The sequence below is a fragment of the Rhodococcus sp. PvP016 genome, from assembly GCF_017832185.1.
Classification (GTDB): domain Bacteria; phylum Actinomycetota; class Actinomycetes; order Mycobacteriales; family Mycobacteriaceae; genus Rhodococcoides.
This window is the reverse complement of the sequence record NZ_JAFIBH010000001.1, coordinates 1,961,818-1,985,342: the sequence shown is the minus strand read 5'-3', so window position 1 is coordinate 1,985,342 and position 23,525 is coordinate 1,961,818. Positions and strand designations below refer to the sequence as shown.

General features: G+C 69.0%; 22 protein-coding genes. 10 read left to right on the top strand and 12 right to left on the bottom strand.

From position 1 onward, the window contains the following. Positions 1-64 precede the first annotated feature (64 nt). From JOE30_RS09225 to phoU, 4 genes are all read left to right on the top strand, one after another. On the top strand, positions 65-1,033 hold the full coding sequence (locus JOE30_RS09225; RefSeq protein WP_027504262.1) for an acyl-ACP desaturase: 969 nt from the start codon (positions 65-67) through the stop codon (positions 1,031-1,033). 127 nt (positions 1,034-1,160) lie between these two features. Further along, positions 1,161-2,300, top strand: coding sequence for a tRNA dihydrouridine synthase DusB (gene dusB, locus JOE30_RS09220; protein ID WP_204866258.1), 1,140 nt, complete (start codon positions 1,161-1,163; stop codon positions 2,298-2,300). A gap of 63 nt (positions 2,301-2,363) precedes the next feature. Further along, complete coding sequence (locus JOE30_RS09215) at positions 2,364-4,361, top strand: LCP family protein (protein WP_204866256.1); 1,998 nt, start codon at positions 2,364-2,366, stop codon at positions 4,359-4,361. 75 nt (positions 4,362-4,436) lie between these two features. After that, on the top strand, positions 4,437-5,114 hold the full coding sequence (gene phoU / locus JOE30_RS09210) for a phosphate signaling complex protein PhoU (protein ID WP_027504265.1): 678 nt from the start codon (positions 4,437-4,439) through the stop codon (positions 5,112-5,114). Between the two features lie 87 nt (positions 5,115-5,201). Here phoU and pstB read toward each other — a convergent pair whose 3' ends face one another. From pstB to JOE30_RS09180, 6 genes are all read right to left on the bottom strand, one after another. Further along, positions 5,202-5,978: a phosphate ABC transporter ATP-binding protein PstB gene (pstB, locus tag JOE30_RS09205; RefSeq protein WP_204866255.1), complete on the bottom strand. Its 777-nt coding sequence runs from the start codon at positions 5,976-5,978 to the stop codon at positions 5,202-5,204. A 15-nt stretch (positions 5,979-5,993) separates the two neighbouring features. Then, the gene (gene pstA / locus JOE30_RS09200) at positions 5,994-6,923 is read right to left on the bottom strand and encodes a phosphate ABC transporter permease PstA (protein WP_204866254.1); all 930 of its coding nucleotides are present in this window, start codon (positions 6,921-6,923) and stop codon (positions 5,994-5,996) included. A 3-nt stretch (positions 6,924-6,926) separates the two neighbouring features. Further along, on the bottom strand, positions 6,927-7,964 hold the full coding sequence (gene pstC, locus JOE30_RS09195) for a phosphate ABC transporter permease subunit PstC (RefSeq protein ID WP_204866253.1): 1,038 nt from the start codon (positions 7,962-7,964) through the stop codon (positions 6,927-6,929). 89 nt (positions 7,965-8,053) lie between these two features. After that, positions 8,054-9,151 carry a phosphate ABC transporter substrate-binding protein PstS gene (gene pstS / locus JOE30_RS09190; protein WP_204866252.1) on the bottom strand — a complete coding sequence of 366 codons (1,098 nt, stop codon included), beginning with the start codon at positions 9,149-9,151 and terminating at the stop codon, positions 8,054-8,056. 220 nt (positions 9,152-9,371) lie between these two features. Further along, the gene (gene mshD / locus JOE30_RS09185; protein WP_307806113.1) at positions 9,372-10,283 is read right to left on the bottom strand and encodes a mycothiol synthase; all 912 of its coding nucleotides are present in this window, start codon (positions 10,281-10,283) and stop codon (positions 9,372-9,374) included. Position 10,284: 1 nt separating this feature from the next. After that, entirely contained in the window at positions 10,285-11,073 is a 789-nt protein-coding gene (locus JOE30_RS09180; protein ID WP_204866251.1) for a response regulator transcription factor, read from the bottom strand. A gap of 180 nt (positions 11,074-11,253) precedes the next feature. On the opposite strand from JOE30_RS09180, the gene JOE30_RS09175 reads away from it, so the two are divergent. From JOE30_RS09175 to JOE30_RS09155, 5 genes are all read left to right on the top strand, one after another. Further along, positions 11,254-12,033 carry an LmeA family phospholipid-binding protein gene (locus tag JOE30_RS09175; protein ID WP_204866250.1) on the top strand — a complete coding sequence of 260 codons (780 nt, stop codon included), beginning with the start codon at positions 11,254-11,256 and terminating at the stop codon, positions 12,031-12,033. Next, positions 12,030-12,479 carry a thioredoxin family protein gene (locus JOE30_RS09170; RefSeq protein ID WP_204866248.1) on the top strand — a complete coding sequence of 150 codons (450 nt, stop codon included), beginning with the start codon at positions 12,030-12,032 and terminating at the stop codon, positions 12,477-12,479. Before JOE30_RS09175 ends, JOE30_RS09170 begins: the two co-directional genes overlap by 4 nt. A 270-nt stretch (positions 12,480-12,749) precedes the next feature. Continuing rightward, the gene (locus tag JOE30_RS09165; RefSeq protein WP_204866246.1) at positions 12,750-13,208 is read left to right on the top strand and encodes a DUF4395 domain-containing protein; all 459 of its coding nucleotides are present in this window, start codon (positions 12,750-12,752) and stop codon (positions 13,206-13,208) included. A gap of 40 nt (positions 13,209-13,248) precedes the next feature. Continuing rightward, a complete protein-coding gene (locus JOE30_RS09160) occupies positions 13,249-14,082 on the top strand; it encodes a sulfurtransferase (RefSeq protein ID WP_204866244.1) in 834 nt (277 codons plus the stop codon). Between the two features lie 2 nt (positions 14,083-14,084). Continuing rightward, positions 14,085-14,393, top strand: coding sequence for a DUF1416 domain-containing protein (locus JOE30_RS09155; RefSeq protein ID WP_027504276.1), 309 nt, complete (start codon positions 14,085-14,087; stop codon positions 14,391-14,393). Positions 14,394-14,485: 92 nt separating this feature from the next. Here JOE30_RS09155 and JOE30_RS09150 read toward each other — a convergent pair whose 3' ends face one another. Further along, entirely contained in the window at positions 14,486-15,988 is a 1,503-nt protein-coding gene (locus JOE30_RS09150; protein WP_204866242.1) for a cutinase family protein, read from the bottom strand. Between the two features lie 269 nt (positions 15,989-16,257). Between JOE30_RS09150 and JOE30_RS09145 the strand changes: the two genes are divergently transcribed. Next, positions 16,258-16,920 carry an FABP family protein gene (locus JOE30_RS09145; RefSeq protein WP_204866240.1) on the top strand — a complete coding sequence of 221 codons (663 nt, stop codon included), beginning with the start codon at positions 16,258-16,260 and terminating at the stop codon, positions 16,918-16,920. Here JOE30_RS09145 and JOE30_RS09140 read toward each other — a convergent pair. The 5 genes from JOE30_RS09140 to JOE30_RS09120 form a co-directional block, all read right to left on the bottom strand. Continuing rightward, complete coding sequence (locus JOE30_RS09140) at positions 16,908-17,261, bottom strand: hypothetical protein (RefSeq protein WP_204866238.1); 354 nt, start codon at positions 17,259-17,261, stop codon at positions 16,908-16,910. The two genes, JOE30_RS09145 and JOE30_RS09140, sit on opposite strands and share 13 nt — an antisense overlap. A gap of 220 nt (positions 17,262-17,481) precedes the next feature. Beyond that, the gene (gene cydC / locus JOE30_RS09135) at positions 17,482-19,272 is read right to left on the bottom strand and encodes a thiol reductant ABC exporter subunit CydC (RefSeq protein ID WP_204866235.1); all 1,791 of its coding nucleotides are present in this window, start codon (positions 19,270-19,272) and stop codon (positions 17,482-17,484) included. Then, a complete protein-coding gene (gene cydD / locus JOE30_RS09130) occupies positions 19,269-20,951 on the bottom strand; it encodes a thiol reductant ABC exporter subunit CydD (RefSeq protein ID WP_204866233.1) in 1,683 nt (560 codons plus the stop codon). The genes cydC and cydD overlap by 4 nt, the downstream gene beginning before the upstream one ends. Further along, positions 20,948-21,982 (bottom strand): cytochrome d ubiquinol oxidase subunit II, encoded by a 1,035-nt coding sequence (cydB, locus tag JOE30_RS09125; RefSeq protein ID WP_204866231.1) that lies wholly within the window; start codon positions 21,980-21,982, stop codon positions 20,948-20,950. The genes cydD and cydB overlap by 4 nt, the downstream gene beginning before the upstream one ends. 18 nt (positions 21,983-22,000) lie before the next feature. Beyond that, positions 22,001-23,467, bottom strand: coding sequence for a cytochrome ubiquinol oxidase subunit I (locus JOE30_RS09120; RefSeq protein WP_204866229.1), 1,467 nt, complete (start codon positions 23,465-23,467; stop codon positions 22,001-22,003). Positions 23,468-23,525 lie beyond the last annotated feature (58 nt).

The window sequence follows — 23,525 nt, the reverse complement described above, 5'->3', positions numbered from 1 at the left end:
CAGCACGAGGCAGCGCGGTCACCGCGCGGAAGCAGTGAGCCGAACACCATTCTGGAGGACACGCATGGCACGGGATCTGACACAACTGGAGCTGCTCGGAGAGCTGCAGCCGGTTGCGGAAGAGAATCTGAACCGGCATCTCTCCATGGCGAAGGAGTGGCACCCCCACGACTACGTCCCCTGGGACGAGGGGCGTAACTTCGCCGCGCTCGGTGGCGAGGACTGGTCGCCCGAGCAGTCTCGGCTCGACGAGGTGGCCAAGGCCGCCATGATCACCAACCTCCTCACCGAGGACAACCTGCCGTCGTACCACCGCGAGATCGCGGAGAACTTTTCGCAGGACGGCGCCTGGGGTACCTGGGTGGGCCGGTGGACCGCCGAGGAGAACCGCCACGGCATCGTCATGCGCGACTACCTCGTGGTCACGCGTGGAGTGGATCCCGTCGCCCTCGAGCAGGCCCGCATCGAGCACATGACCAACGGCTTCTCGTCGGCCGCGGCCGGTGGCCACGATCAGATGGGCTTCCTGCACTCCGTCTCGTACGTGACGTTCCAGGAGCTGGCCACGCGAGTGAGCCACCGCAACACGGGCAAGGTCTGCAACGACCCCATCGCCGACCGCATGCTCCAGCGCATCGCGGCCGACGAGAACCTGCACATGATCTTTTACCGCAACCTGTGCGGGGCGGCGCTCGACATCTCGCCCGACCAGGCGCTGCGCGCCATCGCCGACATCGTGCAGAACTTCCAGATGCCCGGCGCCGGTATGCCCAACTTCCGCCGCAACGGCGTGCTGATGGCCAAGCACGGGATCTACGATTTGCGTCAGCACCTCGAGGACGTCGTGATGCCGGTGCTGCGCAAGTGGAACATCTTCGATCGCACCGACTTCACCGCCGAGGGCGAGCAGACGCGTGAGGAGCTCGCCGCCTTCCTCGAGAAGCTGGAGAAGGACGTCCTCAAGTTCGAGGAGCAGCGCGACCGCATGCTGTCCCGCGAGGCTGCCAAGCGGCAGGCCGCGCAGGCATCCTGACCCGCACCGCACCACGGAGTGGCCGAGTGCCAGTTCCGGCGGATACCCTCGATGTGCCCGGCACCCGTTCCGCGGATGCCGGGCACATCGCTGTTTCCCGTCGACCATGTCTGGTGTGTGATCAACCATGACTCTGCAGATCGGTTCCCTCGCCCTGCGTAGTCCCGTCGTCCTCGCGCCGATGGCCGGTGTCACCAACGTGGCGTTCCGCACGCTGTGTCGGGAGCTCGAGGAGACGCTGACGGGCAGCACCTCCGGGCTCTACGTCTGCGAGATGGTCACCGCGCGCGCCCTTGTCGAGCGGCAGCCCGCCACGTTGCACATGACCACGTTCGGCCCGACCGAGACGCCCCGCTCGTTGCAGCTCTACACAGTGGATCCGGACACGACATACGACGCCGCGAAGATGATCGTCGACGAGAACATGGCCGACCACATCGACATGAACTTCGGCTGTCCGGTGCCCAAGGTGACACGCAAGGGCGGCGGCGCTGCCCTGCCGTACAAGCGATCGCTGTTCGGACGCATCGTCGCCGCGGCGGTGAAGGCGACCGAGGGGACCGACATCCCGGTGACCGTCAAGTTCCGGATCGGCATCGACGACGAGCACCACACTCACCTCGACGCAGGACGGATCGCCGCCGGCGAGGGTGCCGCGGCCGTCGCGCTCCATGCCCGCACCGCAGCGCAGCGCTACTCCGGCTCGGCCGACTGGTCCGAGATCGCGCGCCTCAAGGATCACGTCCGCGACGTCCCCGTCCTGGGCAACGGCGACATCTTCGACGCGTCCGATGCCGCCCGCATGATGGCAGAGACCGGCTGCGACGGCGTGGTCGTCGGCCGCGGCTGCCTGGGACGCCCCTGGCTGTTCGCCGAGCTGTCCGCCGCCCTGCGCGGCACCACTCCACCGACGCCGCCCACGCTGGGCGAGGTCGCCGTCATCATGCGTCGGCACGCGCAACTGCTGTCCGATCACCACGGCGAGGGCCGCGGGCTCCGCGAGATGCGCAAGCACGTCGCCTGGTACATGCGCGGCTTCCCGGCCGGCTCGGACCTGCGGGTGCGCATGGCCACCGTCTCGACACTCGCGGAGCTCGACGAGCTGCTGGCACGCCTGGATCCGACCGTTCCCTTCCCGGCCGACGCCGAGGGCCCCCGCGGTCGCCAGGGCTCCCCCGGCACCGTGTCACTGCCCGACGGCTGGCTCGACGATCCCGACGACTGTGCGGTGCCGGCGGGCGCCGATCTGATGCACTCGGGCGGATGATCAGTACTATGGCGTCGATCCGTCGACCGCTGTTCGACGCCCGAGAGAAAGACGGAACGACCAGTGGGTGACGAGAACGAACCGGGGTCGCCCACACCCGGACGACGCGCCCCCTGGGAGCGTCCCATCTCGCGAGTGCCGCGCTCCGACCGCGACCCCGAGACACCGTCTCCCCCGTCCGAGCAGCCCCCGTCACCCGCGCCGGAACCGCGCCCGGCAGCGGATCGACCCGAGCCCGACCGGACCCCGCAGTCGTCCGACGACCAGGATCGACGCCTCTCGGTGGCCGAAGTCGTGGACCGGATCTCCCGCATCGGTTCGAACCGGGGACGCGCAGCGGGCCGCGACGACTCGCCGGCCTCCGACGCGGTCGATCGAACGGTCGCGCCGAGCCCTCCTCCGTCCGCGCAGGCCCCGCCGGTTCCTCCTCGCGAGGATCCCGAGCCGCCCACCGAGGTGATCGCCCCCGTCGTGGACGAGCGCCGCACCGCCGAGCGCCCGGCACCCGAGGCGGTCGGACCCGTCGCACCCCCGACGCTCACGCGACTCGCTCTCAGCAAGGCACGCAAGCGCAAGCGGATGCGGGTCGCCGGCCGCGTCGGCGTCTCGATGGTCTCGATCCTGGCCCTGGTGATCACCGGTGTCGTGTGGGGATACCTCCGGGCGACCGACCGCGGTTTCGAGCAGGTTGCAGCCCTGGACACCGAGTCCACCGACGTGGTCGACGCGCCCGGCCAGTACGGCGACGAGACCTACCTCATCGTCGGTACGGACACCCGAGCCGGAGCGAGTGGCGAGATCGGCGCCGGCACGGTGGCCGACGCCGAGGGTGCACGGTCCGACACCGTCATGCTCATCAACATCCCGGCCGACCGCAGCCGCGTGGTCGCCGTGTCGTTCCCCCGCGACCTCGACGTCGAACGCCCCGAGTGCGAGGGCTGGGACAGCTCCACCGGTGATTACACGGGCGAGATGTATCCCGCCGCAGACGGCGACAAGCTCAACGCGACCTACGCGCTCGGTGGCCCCAAATGCCTGGTCAAGATCATTCAGAAGATCTCCGGACTGCGGATCGGCCACTTCGTGGGTATCGACTTCGCCGGCTTCGAGTCGATGGTCGACGAGGTCGGCGGGGTGGACGTGTGCTCCCCGGTTCCGCTGGTCGACGAGGAACTGGGAACGGTCCTGGCCACCGCGGGCGAACAGCGCATCGACGGACGGACCGCGCTCAACTACGTGCGCGCCCGCAAGGTGGACGCCGAGGGCACCGGCGACTACGGACGCATCAAACGCCAGCAACTCTTCCTGTCCTCGCTCCTGCGGTCCGTGCTGAGCAACCGCGTGCTGTTCGACCCGGGCGCTCTCAACGGTTTCGTCACGGCCTTCACCCGCGACACGTTCGTCGAGAACGTGAAGACGTCGGATCTGCTGACGCTCGGCAAGTCGCTGCGCGGCGTCGAGGCGGGCGCGGTCACGTTCCTCACCGTCCCCACCGCGGGTACCACCGACTACGGCAACGAGATCCCGCGCACCGACGACATCAAGGCGATCTTCCAGGCGATCATCGACGACCAGCCGCTCCCCGGTGAGGAACGAGCACCCGACGCCACCCCCGAGGTCGCGCCGCCGGTCACCACCGAACCGCAGATCGCGGTCGATCCCGCACTGGTGTCGGTCCAGATCTCCAATGCGTCGGACACCAGCGGACTGGCCGCCACCACTGCGGACGAACTGGCGGCCTACGGCTTCCAGGTCGTCGGGACCGGCAACGCCGAGACCACCGGTACCGCGGCGACCGTCGTGCGGTACGGCGCCGGGTCGATCGCGGACGCGTCGACGGTGGCCAGCACCATTCCGGGAGCGGTTCTCGAGGAGACGCCCACTCTGGGCGGCATCGTCGAGGTCGTCCTGGGGACGGATTTCCTGGGCTTCCTGACGCCGCCGACCGTCGTCGGTGACCTGCTTCCGACCTTCGCGACGGGGGTCTCCGGAGCGTCCACGGAGGTCGCGCTCCCCAGCGACCTGACGGTCACGAACGGGGCCGACGAGTCCTGTGTGTGAATCGCTGCTCCGCATTCACCGCCCGTTCACCGCCTGCATGCCCTGTACCCACGTACGGCCGAGTAAAATCGGGCCATGCGCGTGGCTTACAACGAACAGATGACAGAACTCGCCGACCTGCTCGGCGAGATGGCCGCCTTGGCCGGTAGTGCAATGGAGCGCGCCACGCAGTCCCTGCTGCAGGCGGATCTCCGGATCGCCGAGCAGGTGATCGGCGAGCACGACAAGATCACCGACCTCAGTGCCCAGGCAGAGGAGCGCGCCTTCGCGTTGCTCGCCCTCCAGGCACCCGTCGCCGGCGACCTCCGCTCGGTGGTCTCCGGCATCCAGATCGTCGCCGACATCGACCGGATGGGCGCTCTCGCCCTGCACGTCGCCAAGATCGCGCGTCGTCGCCACCCCCAGCACGCATTGCCGGAGGAGGTCAACGGTTACTTCGCCGAGATGGGACGCATCGCCGTCGCCCTCGGCTCCTCCGCACGTGAGGTACTCGAGACCCGCGACCCCGAGCGCGCCGCGAAGCTCCGTGAGGAGGACGAGGCGATGGACGACCTCCACCGCCACCTGTTCAGCGTTCTCATGGACAAGGAGTGGAAGCACGGCGTCGCCGCAGCCGTCGACGTGACCCTGCTGGGCCGCTTCTACGAGCGCTTCGCCGACCACGCCGTCGAGGTGGGCCGCCGAGTCATCTTCCTGGTCACCGGTAGCCTGCCCAGCGACCTGCCGACGCCTCCCGCGCAGCACGTGTCCTAGTTCTTCCACTCGGTATCCGGACGCACGAAAGGGCGCCCTCCCCGCGGGGAGGGCGCCCTTTCCGTGTGTGGACGCGCGAGCTGCGGTCTAGCCGAAGCGACCGGAGATGTAGTCCTCGGTGGCCTTCTGCGACGGGTTGGAGAAGATCTTCTCGGTGTCGTCGATCTCGATCAGGTTGCCGGGCTTGCCGGTGGCCTCGAGGTTGAAGAAGCCGGTCTGGTCGCTCACACGTGCAGCCTGCTGCATGTTGTGCGTGACGATGACGATGGTGAAGTCCTTCTTCAGCTCACCGATCAGGTCCTCGATCGCCAACGTCGAGATCGGGTCGAGAGCCGAGCAGGGCTCGTCCATGAGCAGGACGTCGGGCTGCACCGCGATCGCACGGGCGATGCACAGACGCTGCTGCTGACCACCGGACAGGCCGCCGCCCGGCTTGTCGAGGCGGTCCTTGACCTCGTTCCACAGATTCGCGCCCTTGAGCGACTCCTCCGCGACCTCGTCCAGCTGCTTCTTGCTGCGGCCACCCTGCAGCTTCAGGCCGGCCACGACGTTGTCGCGGATGGACATGGTGGGGAACGGGTTCGGACGCTGGAAGACCATGCCGATGGTGCGGCGGACGCCGACCGGGTCTACGCCGGAACCGTAGATGTCCTCGCCGTCGAGCAGCACCGAGCCCTCGACGCGGGCACCCGGGGTGACCTCGTGCATGCGGTTCAGCGATCGGAGCACCGTGGACTTGCCGCAGCCGGACGGTCCGATGAAGGCCGTGACGCTACGAGGAGGAACGGCGAGCGTCACGTTCGACACGGCGTGGAACTTGCCGTAGAAGATGTTGACGTCCTTGAGATCGAGTCGTTTTGCCATGTCGAGATCCTTCTGTCAGAAGTTCTTGGGAGCGAAGAAGCGGGAGACCAGCTTCGCGCCGATGTTCAGCACCGCGACGATGAGGATGAGCGTGAGGGCGGCACCCCACATCCGCTCGCTGGTGAGGGCAGCGGTTCCGGCCTTCTGGAGGTCGACCATCATGAGCGGCAGCGACGTCTGCGGACCGGCGAACAGGTTGAAGTTGATGGCCGTCGCGGACCCGACCAGGATCAGCACCGGCGCCGTCTCGCCCATGACGCGGGCGAGAGCGAGCATGATGCCCGTGACGATGCCCGAGAGCGCCGTCGGGACGACGATCTTGGCGATGGTCTTCCACTTCGGCACACCCAGCGCGTACGACGCTTCGCGCAGGTCCTGGGGAACGATGCGCAGCATCTCCTCCGCCGAGCGCACGATCACCGGGATCATCAGCAGGACCAGGGCGAGCGAGACTGCCAGACCCGACCGGTCGAAGCCGAACGTCGCGATCCACAGCGAGTAGATGAACAGCGCCGCGACGATGGACGGGACACCGGTGAGGATGTCGACCATGAACGTCGTGGCCTTCGCGAGCCGCGTGCCCACGCCGTACTCGACGAGGTAGATGGCGACGAAGATGCCGATCGGGATGGAGATGACCGCGCAGAAGAGTCCTTGCAGCAGCGTTCCGACGATCGCGTGGTACGCGCCGCCGCCTTCCTTGAAGGGGGTGACACCGGCCTGGGAGTACTGCCACCAGTCGGCCGACGCGACGGCGCCGATGCCGCGGGAGACGACGGTGTAGAGAACCCAGATCAGTGGAACGAGCGCGATGAGCACCGCGAGGGACACGAGGACCGTCGCGATCGAGTCGGAGGCCTTGCGACGGGCACTGACACCCTGGAAGGTCGGCTCCTTGACGGGGCGATCCATGGTGGCGGTTCCGCCGGACGTGGAGTCGGCCATGGGTCAGTCCTTCTTTCCAGCGATGGCGGCGCGGGCGCCGGCGTTGACGACGAAGGTGAGGACGAACAGCACCAGGCCCGCGGCGATGTAGGCACCGGCCTGCAGCTGGTTGTTGAACTCACCCGCGGCCAGTGCGATCTTCGTCGCGAAGGTGTTGCCGCCGTCGAACAGCGTCCAGCCGAACGTCTCCTGGGTGCTGCGGATGATGATGTAGAGCGCGATGGTCTCGCCGAGCGCGCGGCCGAGGCCCAGCATCGAGCCGCTGACGAAGCCGGACTTGCCGAACGGGATGACCGTGGTGCGCACGACCTCCCACCGCGTGGCGCCGAGGGCGAGAGCAGCCTCGATCTGGCCACGCGGCGTCTGGACGAACACCTCGCGGGTGACCGCGGCGATGATCGGCAGGATCATGACGGCGAGAACGATCGCACCGGTGAAGATGGTGCCGCCGCCGGCGATGGAGACGGAGCCGGTGGCGAAGAGCGGGAACCACGAGAGGTTCGTGTTGAGCCACTCCGCGACGGGCGAGATGACCGGCGCGAGGACGTACAGGCCCCAGAGTCCGAAGACGATGGACGGCACGGCGGCCAGCAGGTCGATGACGTAGCCCAGCGGGCCCGCCAGACGCTTCGGGGCGTAGTTCGTCAGGTAGATCGCGATGCCCAGTGCGACCGGCATGGCGATCAGCAGAGCCACCACCGAGACCGTGGCCGTGACCAGGAACAGGTCACGGACACCGAAGAGCATGGCGGACGTGTCCGACGTGCTCCACTGCCCGTTGTACGTGAAGAAGTTCACGGTGTTGTTCTGCAGCGCGGGGATCGCCCGCCACAGGAGGAACCCACCGATCGCCGCGATCAGGACGATGACGAAGACACCGGAACCGGTGGCGAGCGTCGAGAAGATGCGGTCACCCGGGCGGGTGACCGTACCTGAGGCTTTCTTGTCGGGCACTGGTGTCGGCGCTTCCGTCTTGCGAGCGGCGCTCACGGCCGATGTGGTGGCCGGCGTGACGTCGCTGATCGAATGGGTGTCGCTCATACCGCTCACTGTCTCGTGTGGGGTGGTACGGCATCGCCTGCATCACCCGGTGAATGGTCTTCGGGGTGATGCAGGCGAGAACCAGTGTGTCAGGAAATGGCGTTGATCGCCGTCACCAGACGCTCCTTGAAGCTGTCCGGGAGCGGCACGTAACCGGCAGCCTCGAGGCCTTCCTGGCCCTCGTTGGCAGCGCTGAGCAGGAACGACTTGACGCCGGCGGCGGTCTCCGCGTCGTAGCCCTTGGAGCAGACGATCTCGTAGGTCGACAGCACCAACGGGTAGGAATCGGCTTCCTTGCTGGCGAACAGTGCGTCGGTGTCGAGCGCGAGGTCGTTTCCGTCACCGGAGAAGGTGACCGTGTCGATCGCCTTGGCGGCGGTCTCGCTGGTGAGCTCGACGGCACCGGCGCCGAAGTCGATCTGCGCCGCGGTCAGGTTCTCCTGATCGGCGAAGCCCTTCTCGACATACGTGATGGCGCCCGGAGTGGCGGCAGCGGCCTGAGCGACGCCCGACGAACCGTTGGCGCCCTCGCCCACTCCACCGGCCCAGTCGGAGCTGTGGTCCAGCGTCCAGGACTGCGGTGCGGCGTCGGACAGGAAGCGCTGGAAGTTGTCGCTGGTGCCCGAGGAATCGGAGCGGTAGATCGGCGTGATGGCGGTGGTCGGGAGCGAGGCGCCCTCGTTCAGCGCGGCGATGGCCGGATCGTTCCAGGTGGTGATCTTGCCGGTGAAGATCTGGGCGATGACGTCGGGCGTCAGGACCAGGTCGTCGACACCGTCGAGCGTGTACGCCACGGCGACCGGGCCGAACACGAGGGGAAGGTTCCACGCCGGGTTGCCGGCGCAGCGCGTGGCGGCCGCGTCGGCCTGCTCTTCCTTGATGGACGAGTCCGAGCCCGCGAAGTCCACGAGACCGGCGACGAACTGGGTCCGGCCGTTGCCGGAACCGCTGACGGTGTACTCCACGGCCTTGCCGGAGCACACACCCGAGTAGACGGACGTGAAATTGGACATCGCGTTCTGCTGCGCCGACGATCCTTCGCCGGTGATGGGGCTCTTGCCCTCGCACGTCGCGGCGGAGTCGCCACTGCCGGTGGCCTCGACGTTCGCGTCGGAACCACATGCAGCCAGCGTCAATCCGCCGACAGCCAGTACACCCATGAGGGCAATGCTGCGCTCGAGCTTCACCTGTCTCCTCCAGAAACAGCCCGTCGGCGACCGATCGGTCGGCGGGCGAGAAAAGATGCGGTGACGTCGTACCGCAACGGGCAGCGTGCGCTACCCGTGGGAGAACGTAAGCGCCGGTGGTGGACGGTTCACCGCGCCTTTGTGAACGGAGGGTGAACAGACAGACCGAAAGCCCGGATCGGGATGCGATGCGCGTCTCAGGGACCGCACCGGTCCCGCGTCAGACGCGCGCGAACGCCGCGTCGACGTGGAAGGTGGTGAAGCCGAGCCGGTCGTACGTGTGCACGGCGGCCGTGTTGTCCGACTCGACGTACAGCAGCACGCCGGCGAGGCCGCGATCGGCCAGATACCGCAGGCCGGCGAGCGTGAGGGTCCGGCCGAGCCCCCTGCCCTGGGCCGCCGGATCGATGCCGACGACGTAGACCTCACCCAGTTCGGGATCGTCGCCGGTCGGCGGGTGCACCTTGGTCCAGTGGAACCCCAGCACGGTGTCCGGGTCGTCCGTCGACGTCGACACGAACAGGCCCGCGGGATCGAACCAGGACTCCGCGCGGCGCTCGTCGATCTCCGCCTGCGTCCAGCCCCCCTGCTCGGGGTGCCAGGAGAACGCGGCGTTGTTCACCCGCAGGATCTCGGCGTCGTCGGACTCCCGGTAGGTCCGCACGGTGATGCCGTCCGGGACGGTGAGTTCGGGCAGGGCCGCCGCGTCGGGGCCACCGAGCGGGCGGCGCATCTGCAGCAGTTCGCGGACCACCTCGAGACCGGCCTTCTCGGCGACGCGATCGGCGGCGGGCAGCCGTCCGTGGGCCCACACGCGCGCCCCCGGTGCTGCGAGAGCACGGTCGACCAGCGCGGTGCCGACGCCGCGGCCCCGGTGATCGGGATGCACGACGGCCTCCACCATGACCGGCGCGTCACCGCGCGCGGGCGAGAGCGTCGCGTACCCCACGAGGTGATCGCCGTCCAGTGCCAGCAGGTGCTCGTCGTCCCGCGGAGAGTCCACGGCGCGCTCGGCCTGCTCCGACAGCGGCGGTGTTCCGTCGGCGGTCGTGGCGGCCTCGATCGCGCTGCGCACTCGTCGGGCCTCGTCCCCGATCGGTCGCCGTGCCTCGAGTCGAATCGCGTCGCTCACGTCAGAAGGCCGTCCGATCAGCCGGGGCGAACGAGGATGTCGCCGTGTCGTTCTCGATGTCCAGGTCGCCGTCCGACGGCAGGTCCACCGCGTCGTCGCCACCCGCCGCACCCTTGCCTGCCCGGCTCGGGCGCACGGCCTTGTATCCCACGTTGCGCACGGTGCCGATGAGCGACTCGTACTCCGTTCCGAGCTTCGCGCGCAGACGCCGGACGTGCACGTCCACGGTGCGGGTACCGCCGAAGAAGTCGTACCCCCACACCTCCTGCAGCAGTTGCGCTCGGGTGAAGACGCGGCCCGCGTGCTGAGCGAGGTACTTGAGGAGTTCGAACTCCTTGTACGTGAGGTCGAGCGGACGCCCGCGCAGACGGGCGGTGTAGGTGCCCTCGTCGATGACGAGCTCACCGAGAGTGATCTTCCCCGAGGCCTCGGGACTGCTGACACCGCCGTGGCGTCCCACGAGCAGACGCAACCGGGCATCGAGCTCGGCGGGGCCGGTGGTGGGCAGCAGGATGTCGTCGAGGCCCCACTCGGCGTTGACCGCGACGAGGCCGCCCTCGGTGAGCACGGCGACCACGGGTACCGACGAGCCGGCGCTGCCGAGCAGCCGACACAGTCCGCGCGCGGCGGCCAGATCGGTGCGGGCGTCGACGAGCGCGATGTCCGCGCTGCCGGCCTCGAGCAACGACGAGACCTCGGTCGGTGCGGGACGCACCGTGTGCGCCAGAAGTGCGAGGGACGGGAGCACGGACTCCGGATCGGGATCGGAGGTCAGCAGCAGCAATTCCACAGGGCCTCCTCGTCCACTCTTGTCCGGCCGGACGAGACCACCAGCGGGTCCGCGACCGGCACTTCCTGTTGTTCTTCGGTCACAGACTAACCTGTCGGAAGGCAGGACAGTCGGCTGCGAGCCGCCACCGCCCGCCTCGGGACCCGCCCGCAGGACATCGAACCGCCCGAGAGGAACTCCGTGCGAAAACTGATCGTCGGACTCGTCTTCGTCCTGGCGCTCGCTCTGGCCGCCGATTTCGGGACCGCCGCCTACTCCGAGTACCGCGTCTCGCGGGCGCTGCGGGACGGCGGAGATCTGGTGTCCGATCCGCAGGTGACCATCCACGGCTTCCCGTTCCTGACCCAGGCGGCCGACGGCAGGTACGGCCGCGTGGAGATCCGAGCGCAGGACGTCCCGACCGACTACGTCGAGAAGACGACCATCGAGGCGACGTTGCGCGGCGTGCGCATTCCGGCCTCCGATCTCCTCGACGGATCGGTGCGCACGGTGCCGATGGACCAACTCGACGCGCGCGTCCGTATCGACGCCACCGACCTGGGCCGATTCCTCGAGATCCCCGATCTCCAGGTCTCCACTCCCCCCGCCGACCGCTCCGACGGCACCGGCGGGTCGGGCGGTTCCGGCGAGACCACCGCCGGGGCCGTGGTTCTCACGGGCACCGTGCCCGTCGGCCCACTGAACACCGCGGTCAGCGTCACCGCCGAGCTCCGGCTCGACGGTGGGACCGTGTCCATCGTCGCGTCTGACCTCTATTTCGGGCCCGAGGGGCAGGCCGACTTCACCATCCCCGACTTCCTGAAGCCCGCGGTCCTGGGGCTGTTCACCCGCACGATCGACGAGCAGCAGCTGCCGTTCGGCATCTCCCCCACCTCGGTCTACGCGGAGGGCGGGCAGATCGTCATCGAGGGCAGCGCCGAGGACGTCACCATCGAACTCGACGAGATCCGCACGCCGTGAGCGCCGTCGTCGTCCTTCTCCTCGTCCTGACGCTCGCCACCGTGGTGGGCCTGTGGGTCCGCCGCCGCGAGGGCGCCGTCCGCACCTCGGATCGCGGCGGCGCGTCGGGATCGCGGGCTTACGCTCTGCGCGCCGCCGGCGCCACCGACGGCGCGGTGACCGTGCTCCACTTCTCGGCCACCTGGTGCGGCCCGTGTGCGGCGGTGCGACGCGTCGTGTCCGCCGTGGTGACCGACCTCGAGTCGGCGGGGCACCGCGTGTCCGACGTCGAGGTGGACATGGACGAGAACCCGCAACTCGCGCGCGACTTCGGCGTGATGTCTCTCCCGACCACCTTCGTGCTGGACGGGGCGATGCGGGAACGATCGCGCGCGTCGGGTGTCCCGTCGTCGAAGGACCTGCGGGCCGCCGTGCTCTCGGCGTCCGATTCACCCTCGTCGGAGTGACGAGCGACACCCGGAACTTCTGGATCGGGACCGGCGTGGGTACGATGGCCGACGTGACCGCCAGCCACGAGCTTCTGCTCACCCGACGCCGCACAGTGGATCTGTGCCGCCTCGGTGGCTGTTGCTGCCGTTGCCGCTGACGACGGTCCTCCCCTCGTCGACCCGTCCGCTCGGGTACAGCCGTGCTGTACCGACCTCGGACCGCTCGACGAATGCCGGAGACCACGCGCATCCGCTCGGTCCCCCGTCCTCCACTCCAGGAGCATCTCGATGTCATCCATTCCCCCGCAGGTCGACGTACGTGGTCCGCGCTTCGTCGCGTGGGTGACCACCGCCGTCCTCGTCGTGACACTGCTCGTGTCGACGGTGTCCCTCACTGCTGCCGCGGTGATCCTGGGCCTGCAGACGCTGGTCTTCGCGTACGGCGCGGCTGCCGGGCCGGCAGCGCATCCCTACGGACGCGTGTTCCGCGCCGTCGTCGCACCGCGCCTGGGCCCGGTGTCGGAGACCGAACCGACCACCCCCCTGCGGTTCGCGCAGGGACTGGGATTCGCCTTCTCGATCGTGGGAACCCTCGGATTCGCGCTGTCCTCGACGACCGTCGGCACCGTCGCCACGGGTCTGGCCCTGTTCGCCGCGGTCCTGAACGCGGCGTTCGGAATCTGCCTGGGCTGCAAGATCTACCCACTCGCGAGCCGGTTCCTGCCGGCTCGACATGCCACCACCTGAACCACCCACCACCTGTCAGAGAAGAATCGAAAGGAACCACATGGCTCGCTCCGACGTCCTGGTCACTGCCGACTGGGCCGAGCAGAACCTGCATGCTCCCAAGACCGTGTTCGTCGAGGTCGACGAGGACACCAGCGCCTACGACACCGGCCACATCGAGGGTGCCGTCAAGCTCGACTGGAAGTCCGACCTCCAGGATCCGGTCCTTCGTGACTTCCTCAACCAGGAGCAGTTCTCGGACCTGCTGTCCACGCGTGGCATCGCCAACGACGACACCGTGATCCTCTACGGCGGCAACAACAACTGGTTCGCGGCCTACGCCTACTGGTACTTCAAGCTGTACGGCCACAAGGACGTCCGCCTGCTCGACGGTGGACGCAAGAAGTGGGAGCTCGACGGCCGCCCGCTGAGCACCGAGTCCGTGTCCCGCGAGGGCACGTCGTACAAGGCCGAGTCACCCGATCTGTCCATTCGTGCGTTCCGCGACGAGGTCATCGCCGCCATCGGCACCAAGAACCTCCTCGACATCCGCTCCCCCGACGAGTACTCGGGCAAGATCCTGGCGCCGGCACACCTCCCGCAGGAGCAGAGCCAGCGTCCCGGCCACATCCCCGGCGCCGTCAACGTGCCGTGGAGCAAGGCAGCGAACGAGGACGGCACCTTCAAGTCCGACGAGGAACTGAAGGAGCTCTACGACGGTGTCGGCATCGATCCCAGCAAGGGCACGATCGCGTACTGCCGCATCGGCGAGCGCTCGTCGCACAGCTGGTTCGCACTGACGCAGCTGTTGGGCTACGAGAACGTCAAGAACTACGACGGTAGCTGGACCGAGTACGGCTCCCTCGTGGGAGCACCTATCGAGTTGGGAGCGTAATCATGTGTGGAGCACCTGCTCAGGGACAGACCCTTCCCGCCGGCGTCGACGTGGAGAAGGAGACGGTCATCACGGGCCGCGTCCTGGCCGCGTCGGACGGTCAGCCCGTCGGCGGCGCGTACGTGCGCCTGCTCGACAGCACGGGTGAGTTCACCGCCGAGGTCGTCGCGTCCGGAACCGGAGACTTCCGGTTCTTCGCGGCGCCGGGCACGTGGACGCTGCGCGCGCTGTCCGCGAGCGGCAACGGCGACGTCACCATCTCGCCCGAGTCCGCCGGCCTCCACGAGGCCGAGATCTCGATCGGCGCCTGACCGAACACTCTTCGCTGTAGCCGAACACCCTCCCCAGCGTGGCTGGGGAGGGTGTTCGCGTCGTGGAGGGGGAGCGGTCCGACCGGCGGGTACTACTTGCCGGGCTCCGGCGGAAGGCCGAGAGACTTCAGCACTTCCTCCCAGGTCGACGGCACTGTCTCCCCGGGCTGCGCCGGCGGCGCCAGGTAGCCGGGATTCACGGGGGGAACGACGCGGGGCTCGGCGGGCCCCGTCGTGTCTCCCGCAGGAGGAGCGGCCGGTTCGTCGACCGGCGGCGCCTCGCTCTGCTCGCGAGCGAGGTCGGTGATCCAGCGGATCATCTTCTCGCTCTCCCAGTCGCGGCCGTTGTCCGGGAAGTTGTCCCAGTAGTAGAGGTGCTGCAGGAAGCCCAGTTCGACGTAGGGCTTCTCGAACAGCTGGGGGATGTCGGCGTTGTCCTCACCGAAACCCACGGCCTCCGCCTGCAGCTTGGCCTCGACGACGGGACGCCCGGGACCGAGCGCCCACGTCACGGCGTCGAACATCTCGCGGGGCGTCGGTGACGCCTCGTCCGGCAGGGGCTGGGTGCGGTCCGACACCCGGAGCATCACGTCGAGCAGGGACTCGTCCGACGTGGCGAAGTCCGGGTCGCTGAAGACATACGCGATGGTGCGTGCCGCGACGTCGGACGAGACCGCGACGAACTCGGTGACGGTGCGGCCCGGATCGAGCAAGGTGAAGTGCATCCGCCCGAAGACGTTGAGCGCCAACGGCAGAACCCCGAGGTTCTCCGGTGCGTCGCAGGCGATGTCCATCGGCCGGCACGCCCACCGGATCTTGTTCGTGAGGGTTCCGTAGTCCTTCGGCTCGGACGACATGAAGCCACCACCCGGCGGACCGGGCTCGTCCAGGGACGCAGTGCCGGCCGGGCGGTACGGATCTCCGACGAGGGCGACCCCGGCGATGTCGTCGGACGTCACGTGCGCCGTGGACGGTCGGGACCCGATGTCGACGGCGAGGCGTTCCACCACCTCCGCACCCACGCTGTAACCGAGCAGCACGTACTTCGTCGACGTGCCGCACGCGGTCTTGTTCGCATCGATCATCCGGCCCATCGTCGCGAGGCCCTCGGCGACGGATTCCTGGTACGTGGGTACCGGCTCGGCCACGGCCACCCCGTACTCCGACGCGTACGGCACGTACACCCAGCCGACTCGTCCGGGCGTCGACGCCGAGGCCTCCCCTGCCGGCACGGTCACGTTGCCTACCCAGTTGGACCACGGCAGCCGGTCCACCTCGTCGACAGGGTTCCGGTCCGAGTCCGAGTCCGTCGCGCCCGTGATGGCGACGATGAGCACGTCGGGGCAGTCGTACGCGTAGTTGTTCGGATCCTGATCGACCTTCGTGCCCAGCCCGAACGTGTCGAGCACCGACTCGACGGGGTCGTCGCCCAGACCGAGCGGATCGGAGGGGGTGATCGGTGCCGCCCCTGCCAGACCTCCGGGAATCGCGCACAGCATCAGTGCCGCGAGGGCAGCCGTTGCCGCGCGCAGCACGATCCTCGTCGGCCCGGTCCGCCGACGTCCGGTCGGGTCGAGCCCGGTCACACGAAGCATGGATGGATCACCCTCGTTTCTCGGTTCCAGAACCTCACGACCCTAGACAATGAATCGCGTCACCGGGCCCGTCACAGGTTGTCATCGGTCACACAGTCCGCGGACGGCCTGCGTCGACCGATCGCGACAGCGGCCCATGGCAGGTCCGCGGCACCGCCGGTCTACAATCGTCGCGTGGTCCTATTCTTCGAAGCACTCCTCATCCTGGCGTCGATCCTCATCGCCTGGTTCTCGCTGTACGTCGTCTATCGCCTGGTCACCGACGAGTCGTGACCGACGAGTTCGGCACCCCGGCGCCCCGCCTGAGCGGTGACGCCGCGGTCGCGCGTGCAGAGGAACGGGCCAAGGAGACGGCCGGGCGCAACATCCCGCTGCTCCCCGATCTGCCCGGTGACGGTGACACCGCGAATCTGCGGCAGGGTCCCGACATCTCGCACTCCATGCTGGCGCTGCTGCCGCTGGTCGGCGTGTGGCGCGGCACCGGTGAGGGGCACGATGCCGAGGGCGACTACGCACTGGGACAGCAGATCGTCGTGAGCCACGACGGCGGTCCCTACCTGTCGTGGGAGTCCCGCACCTGGCGCGTCGACGAGAACGGCGCCTACGCCGGTCGCGATCTGCGCGAGTCCGGCTTCTGGCGCGTGAGCGGAACCGGTGAGCCCGGCGACGACGGCGAGGAGACCCTCGAGCTCCTGTTGACCCACGCGAGCGGGCTCATCGAGTTGTACTACGGCCGCGCGCTGACGCAGTCGTCCTGGGAACTGGCCACCGACGTGGTCATCCGCAGCACGTCGGCGGCGCTGGTCGGCGGCGCGAAGCGCCTCTACGGCATCGTCGAGGGTGGCGATCTCGCGTACGTCGAGGAGCGGGTCGGACCGGACGGCGATCTCGAGCCCCGGCTGTCCGCCCGCCTCGAACGCTACGTGGGCTGACGCTCGCCCTTCTCGCTCTCCGCATCCTGCCCGGAACCGGTGTCGGCTCTCTCGGTGTCGGCTCTCTCGGTGTCGGATTTCTCGGTGTCGGATTTCTCGGAGGCGCCGTCCTCGTCGAAGTCCGCGAACGCGGTACCGGACACGGTGCCACCGGTGCCGGGCAGCGTCACGGTCTCGCGCGCACCGGTCTCGTAACGCGCGTTGAGGCCGTCCATCTTCTCGCCGGCGCGATCGAGATCCTCCTGCGTCAGCTCGGGGCCCACGGTCTCCTCGTTCGCCGAACCGGCGTCGGACGATGTGTCGTCGGTGTTCGTCGTGTCGGACTGCTCGTCACTCGTCATGTCCCCCACAGTGACACAGGCGAGGGGGTCTGCTCGGCAGAACGGGAAAGACCAGGCGCGCGGGCCTGGTCCGGACATGGAACGACCCCCGAGCCCTACCGGTACACCGTTGCAGGAGTACGGGTCTCGGTCTGGACGGACCGAGGGCTCGGGGGTCGGGTAGCTGCCTGGTATTCGCCCGCCGCTCGCGCGGTGAGAGAAGAACCGTCAGCGGTTGCGGCTAGCGGGCAGCCACCTCACGCGTCCAAGAGTCATACAATTCCAGACCACCTCCTCTCTCGTGTACAGACGACGCTACGCGTGGATCGGCCCGGTCGGCAACGTCTTTTTCCGTGAGCGAACACACCTGACGTTCACCGCGCACGGTCGCCACTCGAACACCCGTCGGCACCGGTCGATGTGTCACGACCAGAACGGTCGTCGCCCGGTCGAACAGTCCGCCGTCGGGGTCGAGCATCGCGGCGAGCAACGCGGTCGAGGACTGGTCGTCCACGTGTTCGGTGGGCTCGTCGACGATGATCACCGCCGCCCGTGAGAGCGTCGCGCGGGCCAGCAGCAGGCGGCGGCGCTGACCGCCGGACAGCACCTCCGCTCCGCCGTCGAGGTCCGTGTGGACACCGTCGGGCAGTGCGCGCACCCAGGCTCCGAGCCCGACCCGGTCGAGAGCCGCCGTCGCCTCCGCCTCGGTCACGTCTCCGCGCACCACACGGAGGTTCTCGAGCACGGTGGTCCGGAAGACGTGGGCGTCCTCGGCGACGTAGGACACCGTCCGGCGCATCGCGTCCTCGGACAGTTCGTCGACGGACCTGCCGTCGACGAGCACGGCGCCCGCGGCGGGGGCGACGAGCCCCGCGATCGTCATGGCGAGCGTGGACTTGCCGACGCCGCTGGGTCCGCTGATCGCCAGGCGCGCACCGGGTTCCGCCACCAGAGACACCGGCGCGGTCCGCGATCCGCCGCGGCCGGCGACGACGTCGCACACCTCGAGGCGCACAGTCGTCGACGGCGGCAGGTCGTCCTTCGGCGTCACCGCCGACCCGGAGCGGGCCTCGTCCACGAGAGCCATGATCCGCCGCGCCGCCGCGGATCCGCGCACCCACGCCACCGCGGCGGCGGGTATCGCACCCGTCGCCTCGAACGCGGCGAGCGGAACCAGCACCACGACGGCGAGCCCGGTGGGGTCGGTGCCGCCCGCGAACCCCGATCCGGTGCCGTACGCCGAGATGCCCACGGCGAGGGCGCCCAGCACCGCGACCCCCATCGACAACGGGGTCGCAGCGGCGGACAGGGCGGACCACCCGGCGGCGCGGTCCTGCGCGGCACCGACGGCGCGATCGGCCTCGTCGGCGCGGCGTCGCACGTCGGCCAGCCGACCGGACACCCGGAGCTCGGCGGCGTGATCGATCGCGGTGACGGCGTGGGCGGCGAGATCGGCTCGCGCAGCGACGAGATCCTCGGCGGCGGCCCGCTCGGCCCTGACGCTCAGCCAGGGCGCCACGACTCCGGAGACGAGCAGCGCGACCGCCAGGACGACGGCCGCGGCGGGCGACCACACGGCGACGAGTCCGACCGCGAGGGCAGAGACCATCGCCGCCACGGCGACGGGGACGAGGGCGCGCACCACCACGTCGCCGACGGCGTCCACGTCGGCGCCGGACCGCACGAGGAGATCCCCTCGCCGCGTCGTCACCGCCGTCGCCGAATCACCCTGCGACAGTTCGCGGTACAGGGTGGACCGCGCGCGGACGGTCCCACGCAGTGCGACGTCGTGGGTGGCCAGTCGTTCCAGGTACCGACACAGGCCGCGCGTGATGCCGAGCGCGCGCACCGCCACCACGGCCACCGACAGGTGCAACACCGGCGGCATCTGCCATGCCCGCGTGATGAGCCAGGCCGAGAGCGCGGACAACGCGAGTGCACTGCCCAGCGTCGCGACTCCCGCCGCCACGGCCCGCGCCACGCGCCCCGGTGGCAGGTCGAGCAGCCGCAGTGCCCGCGTGAGGTCGCTCATGCCGACACCGCCGCTCGATCCACGTGCACGACGGCGTCCGCGGCGGCGAGCACCTCGGGCGTGTGCCCCACGATGACGACCGTGCGGCCCCCGTCGGCCGCGGCCCGCAGGGACCGGAGTACCCGACCTGCCGACTCCGGGTCGAGGTGGGCGGTCGGTTCGTCCAGGAGCACGACGGATTCCGTCGCGGCGAGGGTGCGCGTCAGAGCCAACCGATGCGCTTCCCCGACGGACAGTCCCACTCCCCCGGCGCCGAGCATCGTCGCGGCGCCGCGCGGCAGGGATGCCAGCACGGACGAGAACCCCGTGGCACGAGCTGCTTCGGCCACGTCACCACGCGCCCCGAGGTCGAGGTTGTCGGCGACGGTTCCGACGACGATGGCCGGACGCTGCGGAAGCCAGGTCACGCGGCGCCACCACTGGTCGAGGTCGACGGTGGACAGGTCGACCCGCACCCCGTCGGAGCCCACGAGGGAGATGGACCCCTCGTCGGGATCGACGAGCCCGAGAACGGACGCCAGGACCGTCGACTTCCCGGTCCCGTTGGCGCCGGTCAGCACCGTCACCCGTCCCGGCCGGAACGCCGCGTCGAGGTGGCGGGGTGCCCACCCGTCCCTCCCGCGGACCGACAGGTTCGTCAGCACGACGGTCACCGGACCGGTGGGCGGCGCGGCCGTCCGCTCGTCACGCGGCGCCTGCGACTCGGCGCTCTCGAGCAGAGCGAAGGCACGTCCCGCGGCCTCCGCACCGTCCTCGGACGCGTGGAAGGCCGCACCGAGTGCGCGCAGCGGCAGGTAGACCTCGGGCGCCAGAATCAGCGCGATGATGCCGGGTGCCAGCTCCATGTCGCCGTACACGAGGCGCAGACCGATCGACACCGCGACGAGTGCGACGCCGAGCGTGGCCAGTAGCTCGAGCACCATGGACGAGAGGAAGGCGACGCGTAGTGCGGCCATCGTCCGGCGGCGGTGCTCGTCCCCGAGTTCGCCGACCCGCGCGGCCGGCCCGTCCTGTCGCCCGAGTGCGCGCAGTGTCGGGATTCCCGCGAGCAGGTCCATCAACTGCGAGGACAGTCGCGTCATCGCGTCGAGGGTCCGCCGGGATCGCCCGCGGGTCATCAGACCGATCAGCACCATGAACACCGGGATCGTCGGGAGTGTGACCGCCACGATCACCGCGGAGAGCGGATCGACGAACGCGATCACCAGGGTCGCGATCGGCGTGACGGTCGCCGCCAGAACGAGGGCCGGGACGTAGTCGGTGAGGTAGGGCGCCAGTCCGTCGAGACCACGCGTGACCACCGTCGACCACTCGCCCCGATCCTCCCTGCCCCGCGACCGCGTCGTGATGGCCGCGTCCAGCATGTCCGCGCGCAACCCGCGCACGACTCGGACCGCCGAGCGGTGCGCGTACCGCGACCGCGCCCACGAGGCGAGGACGCGGACCACCACGGCGGCAGCCAGGACCGTCGACTCGGCGGTCCAGGCTCCGACCGTCCGGCGAGTCGGGTCGGTGACCGCACCGCCCAGCACGGTCCCGACGACGACGGCGATGACGACGACGCACGCGGTCGTCACCAGCGAGAGCGCCACCGACCCCACGAGGTGACGACGGACGGGCACCGACCGGTGCCACAACCGGGGGTCGATGGGCCCGCGGGGTCGCCTCGGCGCGGTCATCGGGTGCGTGCCAGGCCGATGGACGCCGGGATCTGCGTCGTCGAGATGCGCCGGCGAAAGACCCAGTAGGTCCAGCCCTGGTAGGCGAGGACCACCGGTGCCACGATCGCCGACAACCACGCCATGATGCGCAACGTGTACGCGGAGGACGAGGCGTTGTCGACGGTCAGCGAGAACGCGGCATCGATGGTCGAGGGCATCACGTCCGGGAACAGTGAACAGAAGAGCAGTAGCACGGCTGCGCCGATCGTCACGGTGGTACCGACGAAGGCCCATCCGTCGCGCCCGCGCAGCACGGCCACCGCTGCCGTCACCAGCCCTGCCACGGCAGCGGCGACGATCCACCAGGTCCAGCCCTTCCCGTGCGCGAGCTGAGTCCACAGCGCGAACACTCCGGTGCCCACCACGGTCGGAACGATCAGTGCTGCAGCGAGTCTCGATGCGTCCGCGCGAACGTCGCCGGCCGTCTTGAGGGCGATGAACACGGCGCCGTGGAACGCGAAGAGCATCGCCGTGGTCGCACCACCCAGCAACGCATAGGGATTCAGGAGGTCGAGCAGTCCGGAGGTGACCTTCTTGTCCGCGTCGATGGCGACACCCCGCACGATGTTCGCGAAGGCGACGCCCCACAGCACCGCGGGCACCCAGGAACCGATCCCGATACCGAGGTCGCACCGACGCCGCCACACGGGGTCGTCGATCTTGCCGCGGTACTCGATGGCGCAGATGCGCAGGATGAGCGCCACGAGGATCAGCAGCAGCGGCAGGTAGAAGCCGGAGAAGAGCGTCGCGTACCACTCCGGGAAGGCCGCGAAGAGCACTCCTCCCGCCGTGATGAGCCACACCTCGTTGCCGTCCCACACCGGACCGATCGTGTTGAGCACGACGCGACGTCGGGTCTCGGCGTCGTCCCGGCCCGATCGACCGAGAACGGGCATGAGCATGCCGACCCCGAAGTCGAATCCCTCGAGAACGAAGTATCCGACGAACAACGCGGTGACGACGGCGAACCAGAATTCGGGAGTTCCCATGATCATGTCTCCGGCGGGTCAGTAGGCGAACGAGAGCGGGCGAGCGTCGGCGTCGGTGTCATCACCGTCGTCGTCGTGGGGGTGCCTGTCGTGCTCGAGCGGACCTGCCTGCACGTAGCGACGCATCAGCAGGAACCAGACGGCGCCGAGCCCGGCGTAGAGGACGGTGAAGGTCGCGAGGGACGCCGCCACCAGAGCGACGGGGTGGTCGGACACGCCCTGGTCGACCGTCAGGCGGATCATGTCGACCCCGCTGGGGTTGGGTGCGACGATCCAGGGTTGGCGGCCCATCTCGGTGAAGATCCAGCCCGCACTGTTGGCCAGGAAGGGTGTCGGGATCGCGAGCAGTGAGAGCCGGGAGAACCAGCGCTGGTCCGGAACTCGGCCACCTCGGGTGACCCACAAGCCGGCGAGCGCGAGCACGGCGGACCCGGCGGCGAGTCCGATCATCATCCGGAAGGCCCAGTAGGTCACGAAGAGGTTGGGCCGATAGTTGCCCGGTCCGTACTGCTCCTCGTACTGCTGTTGCAGCTCGGTAACCCCCTGGACGGTCGCGTCGAGGTCGCTCTTCGCGAGGAACGAGGTCAGGCCGGGGATCGCGACGATGTGCTGGACGCTGTCGCAGTTGTTGTGGGTGCCGATGGTGAGGATCGAGAACGAGGCGCCGGTCTCGGTGTGACACAGAGACTCTGCCGATGCCATCTTCATGGGCTGCTGCTCGAACATCAGCTTGCCCTGCACGTCTCCGGTGATCGCGAGTGCAGCGCCCGAGGCGATCATGACGACGAACGCCAGCCTGGCCGCGGGGCGGAACATCGATCGGGCCTCCGACGAGGGGCCGACGTCGCCGCGTCGTGCGTTGCGCACCATCCACCACCCGGCGATGCCGGCGACGAATGTCGCTGCGGTGAGGAAGGATCCAGCCACCGCGTGCGGGAAGGCAGCCAGCGCGGTGTTGTTGGTGAGCATGGCCCAGAAGTCGACGAGCTCGGCACGCCCCGTGTCCGTGTTGTAAACGGCCCCCACCGGGTGCTGCATCCACGAGTTCGCGGCGATGATGAAGTAGGCGGAGGCGTTGACACCGATGGCCACCAACCAGATCGTCGCCAGGTGAACGACTTTCGGCAGCCGTTGCCATCCGAAGATCCAGAGTCCGAGGAACGTGGACTCGAGGAAGAACGCGACGAGGCCCTCGAGTGCGAGCGGCGCACCGAAGACGTCGCCCACGAACCGTGAGTACTCGGACCAGTTCATGCCGAACTGGAACTCCTGGACGATGCCGGTGGCGACGCCGAGTGCGAAGTTGACGAGGAACAGCTTGCCGAAGAACTTGGTGAGCCGGTACCAGGAGTCCTTGCCGGTGATCACCCACATCGTCTGCATCGCGGCGACGATCGGAGCGAGTCCGATGGTCAGCGGGACGAGCAGGAAGTGATAGACGGTGGTGATTCCGAACTGCCATCGTGAGACATCGAGTGCGTCCATGACCAGCTTCTTGTCGTCGGCTGCGAGGCGGGGATCCTGCCTTCGGAGCCGACGCTAC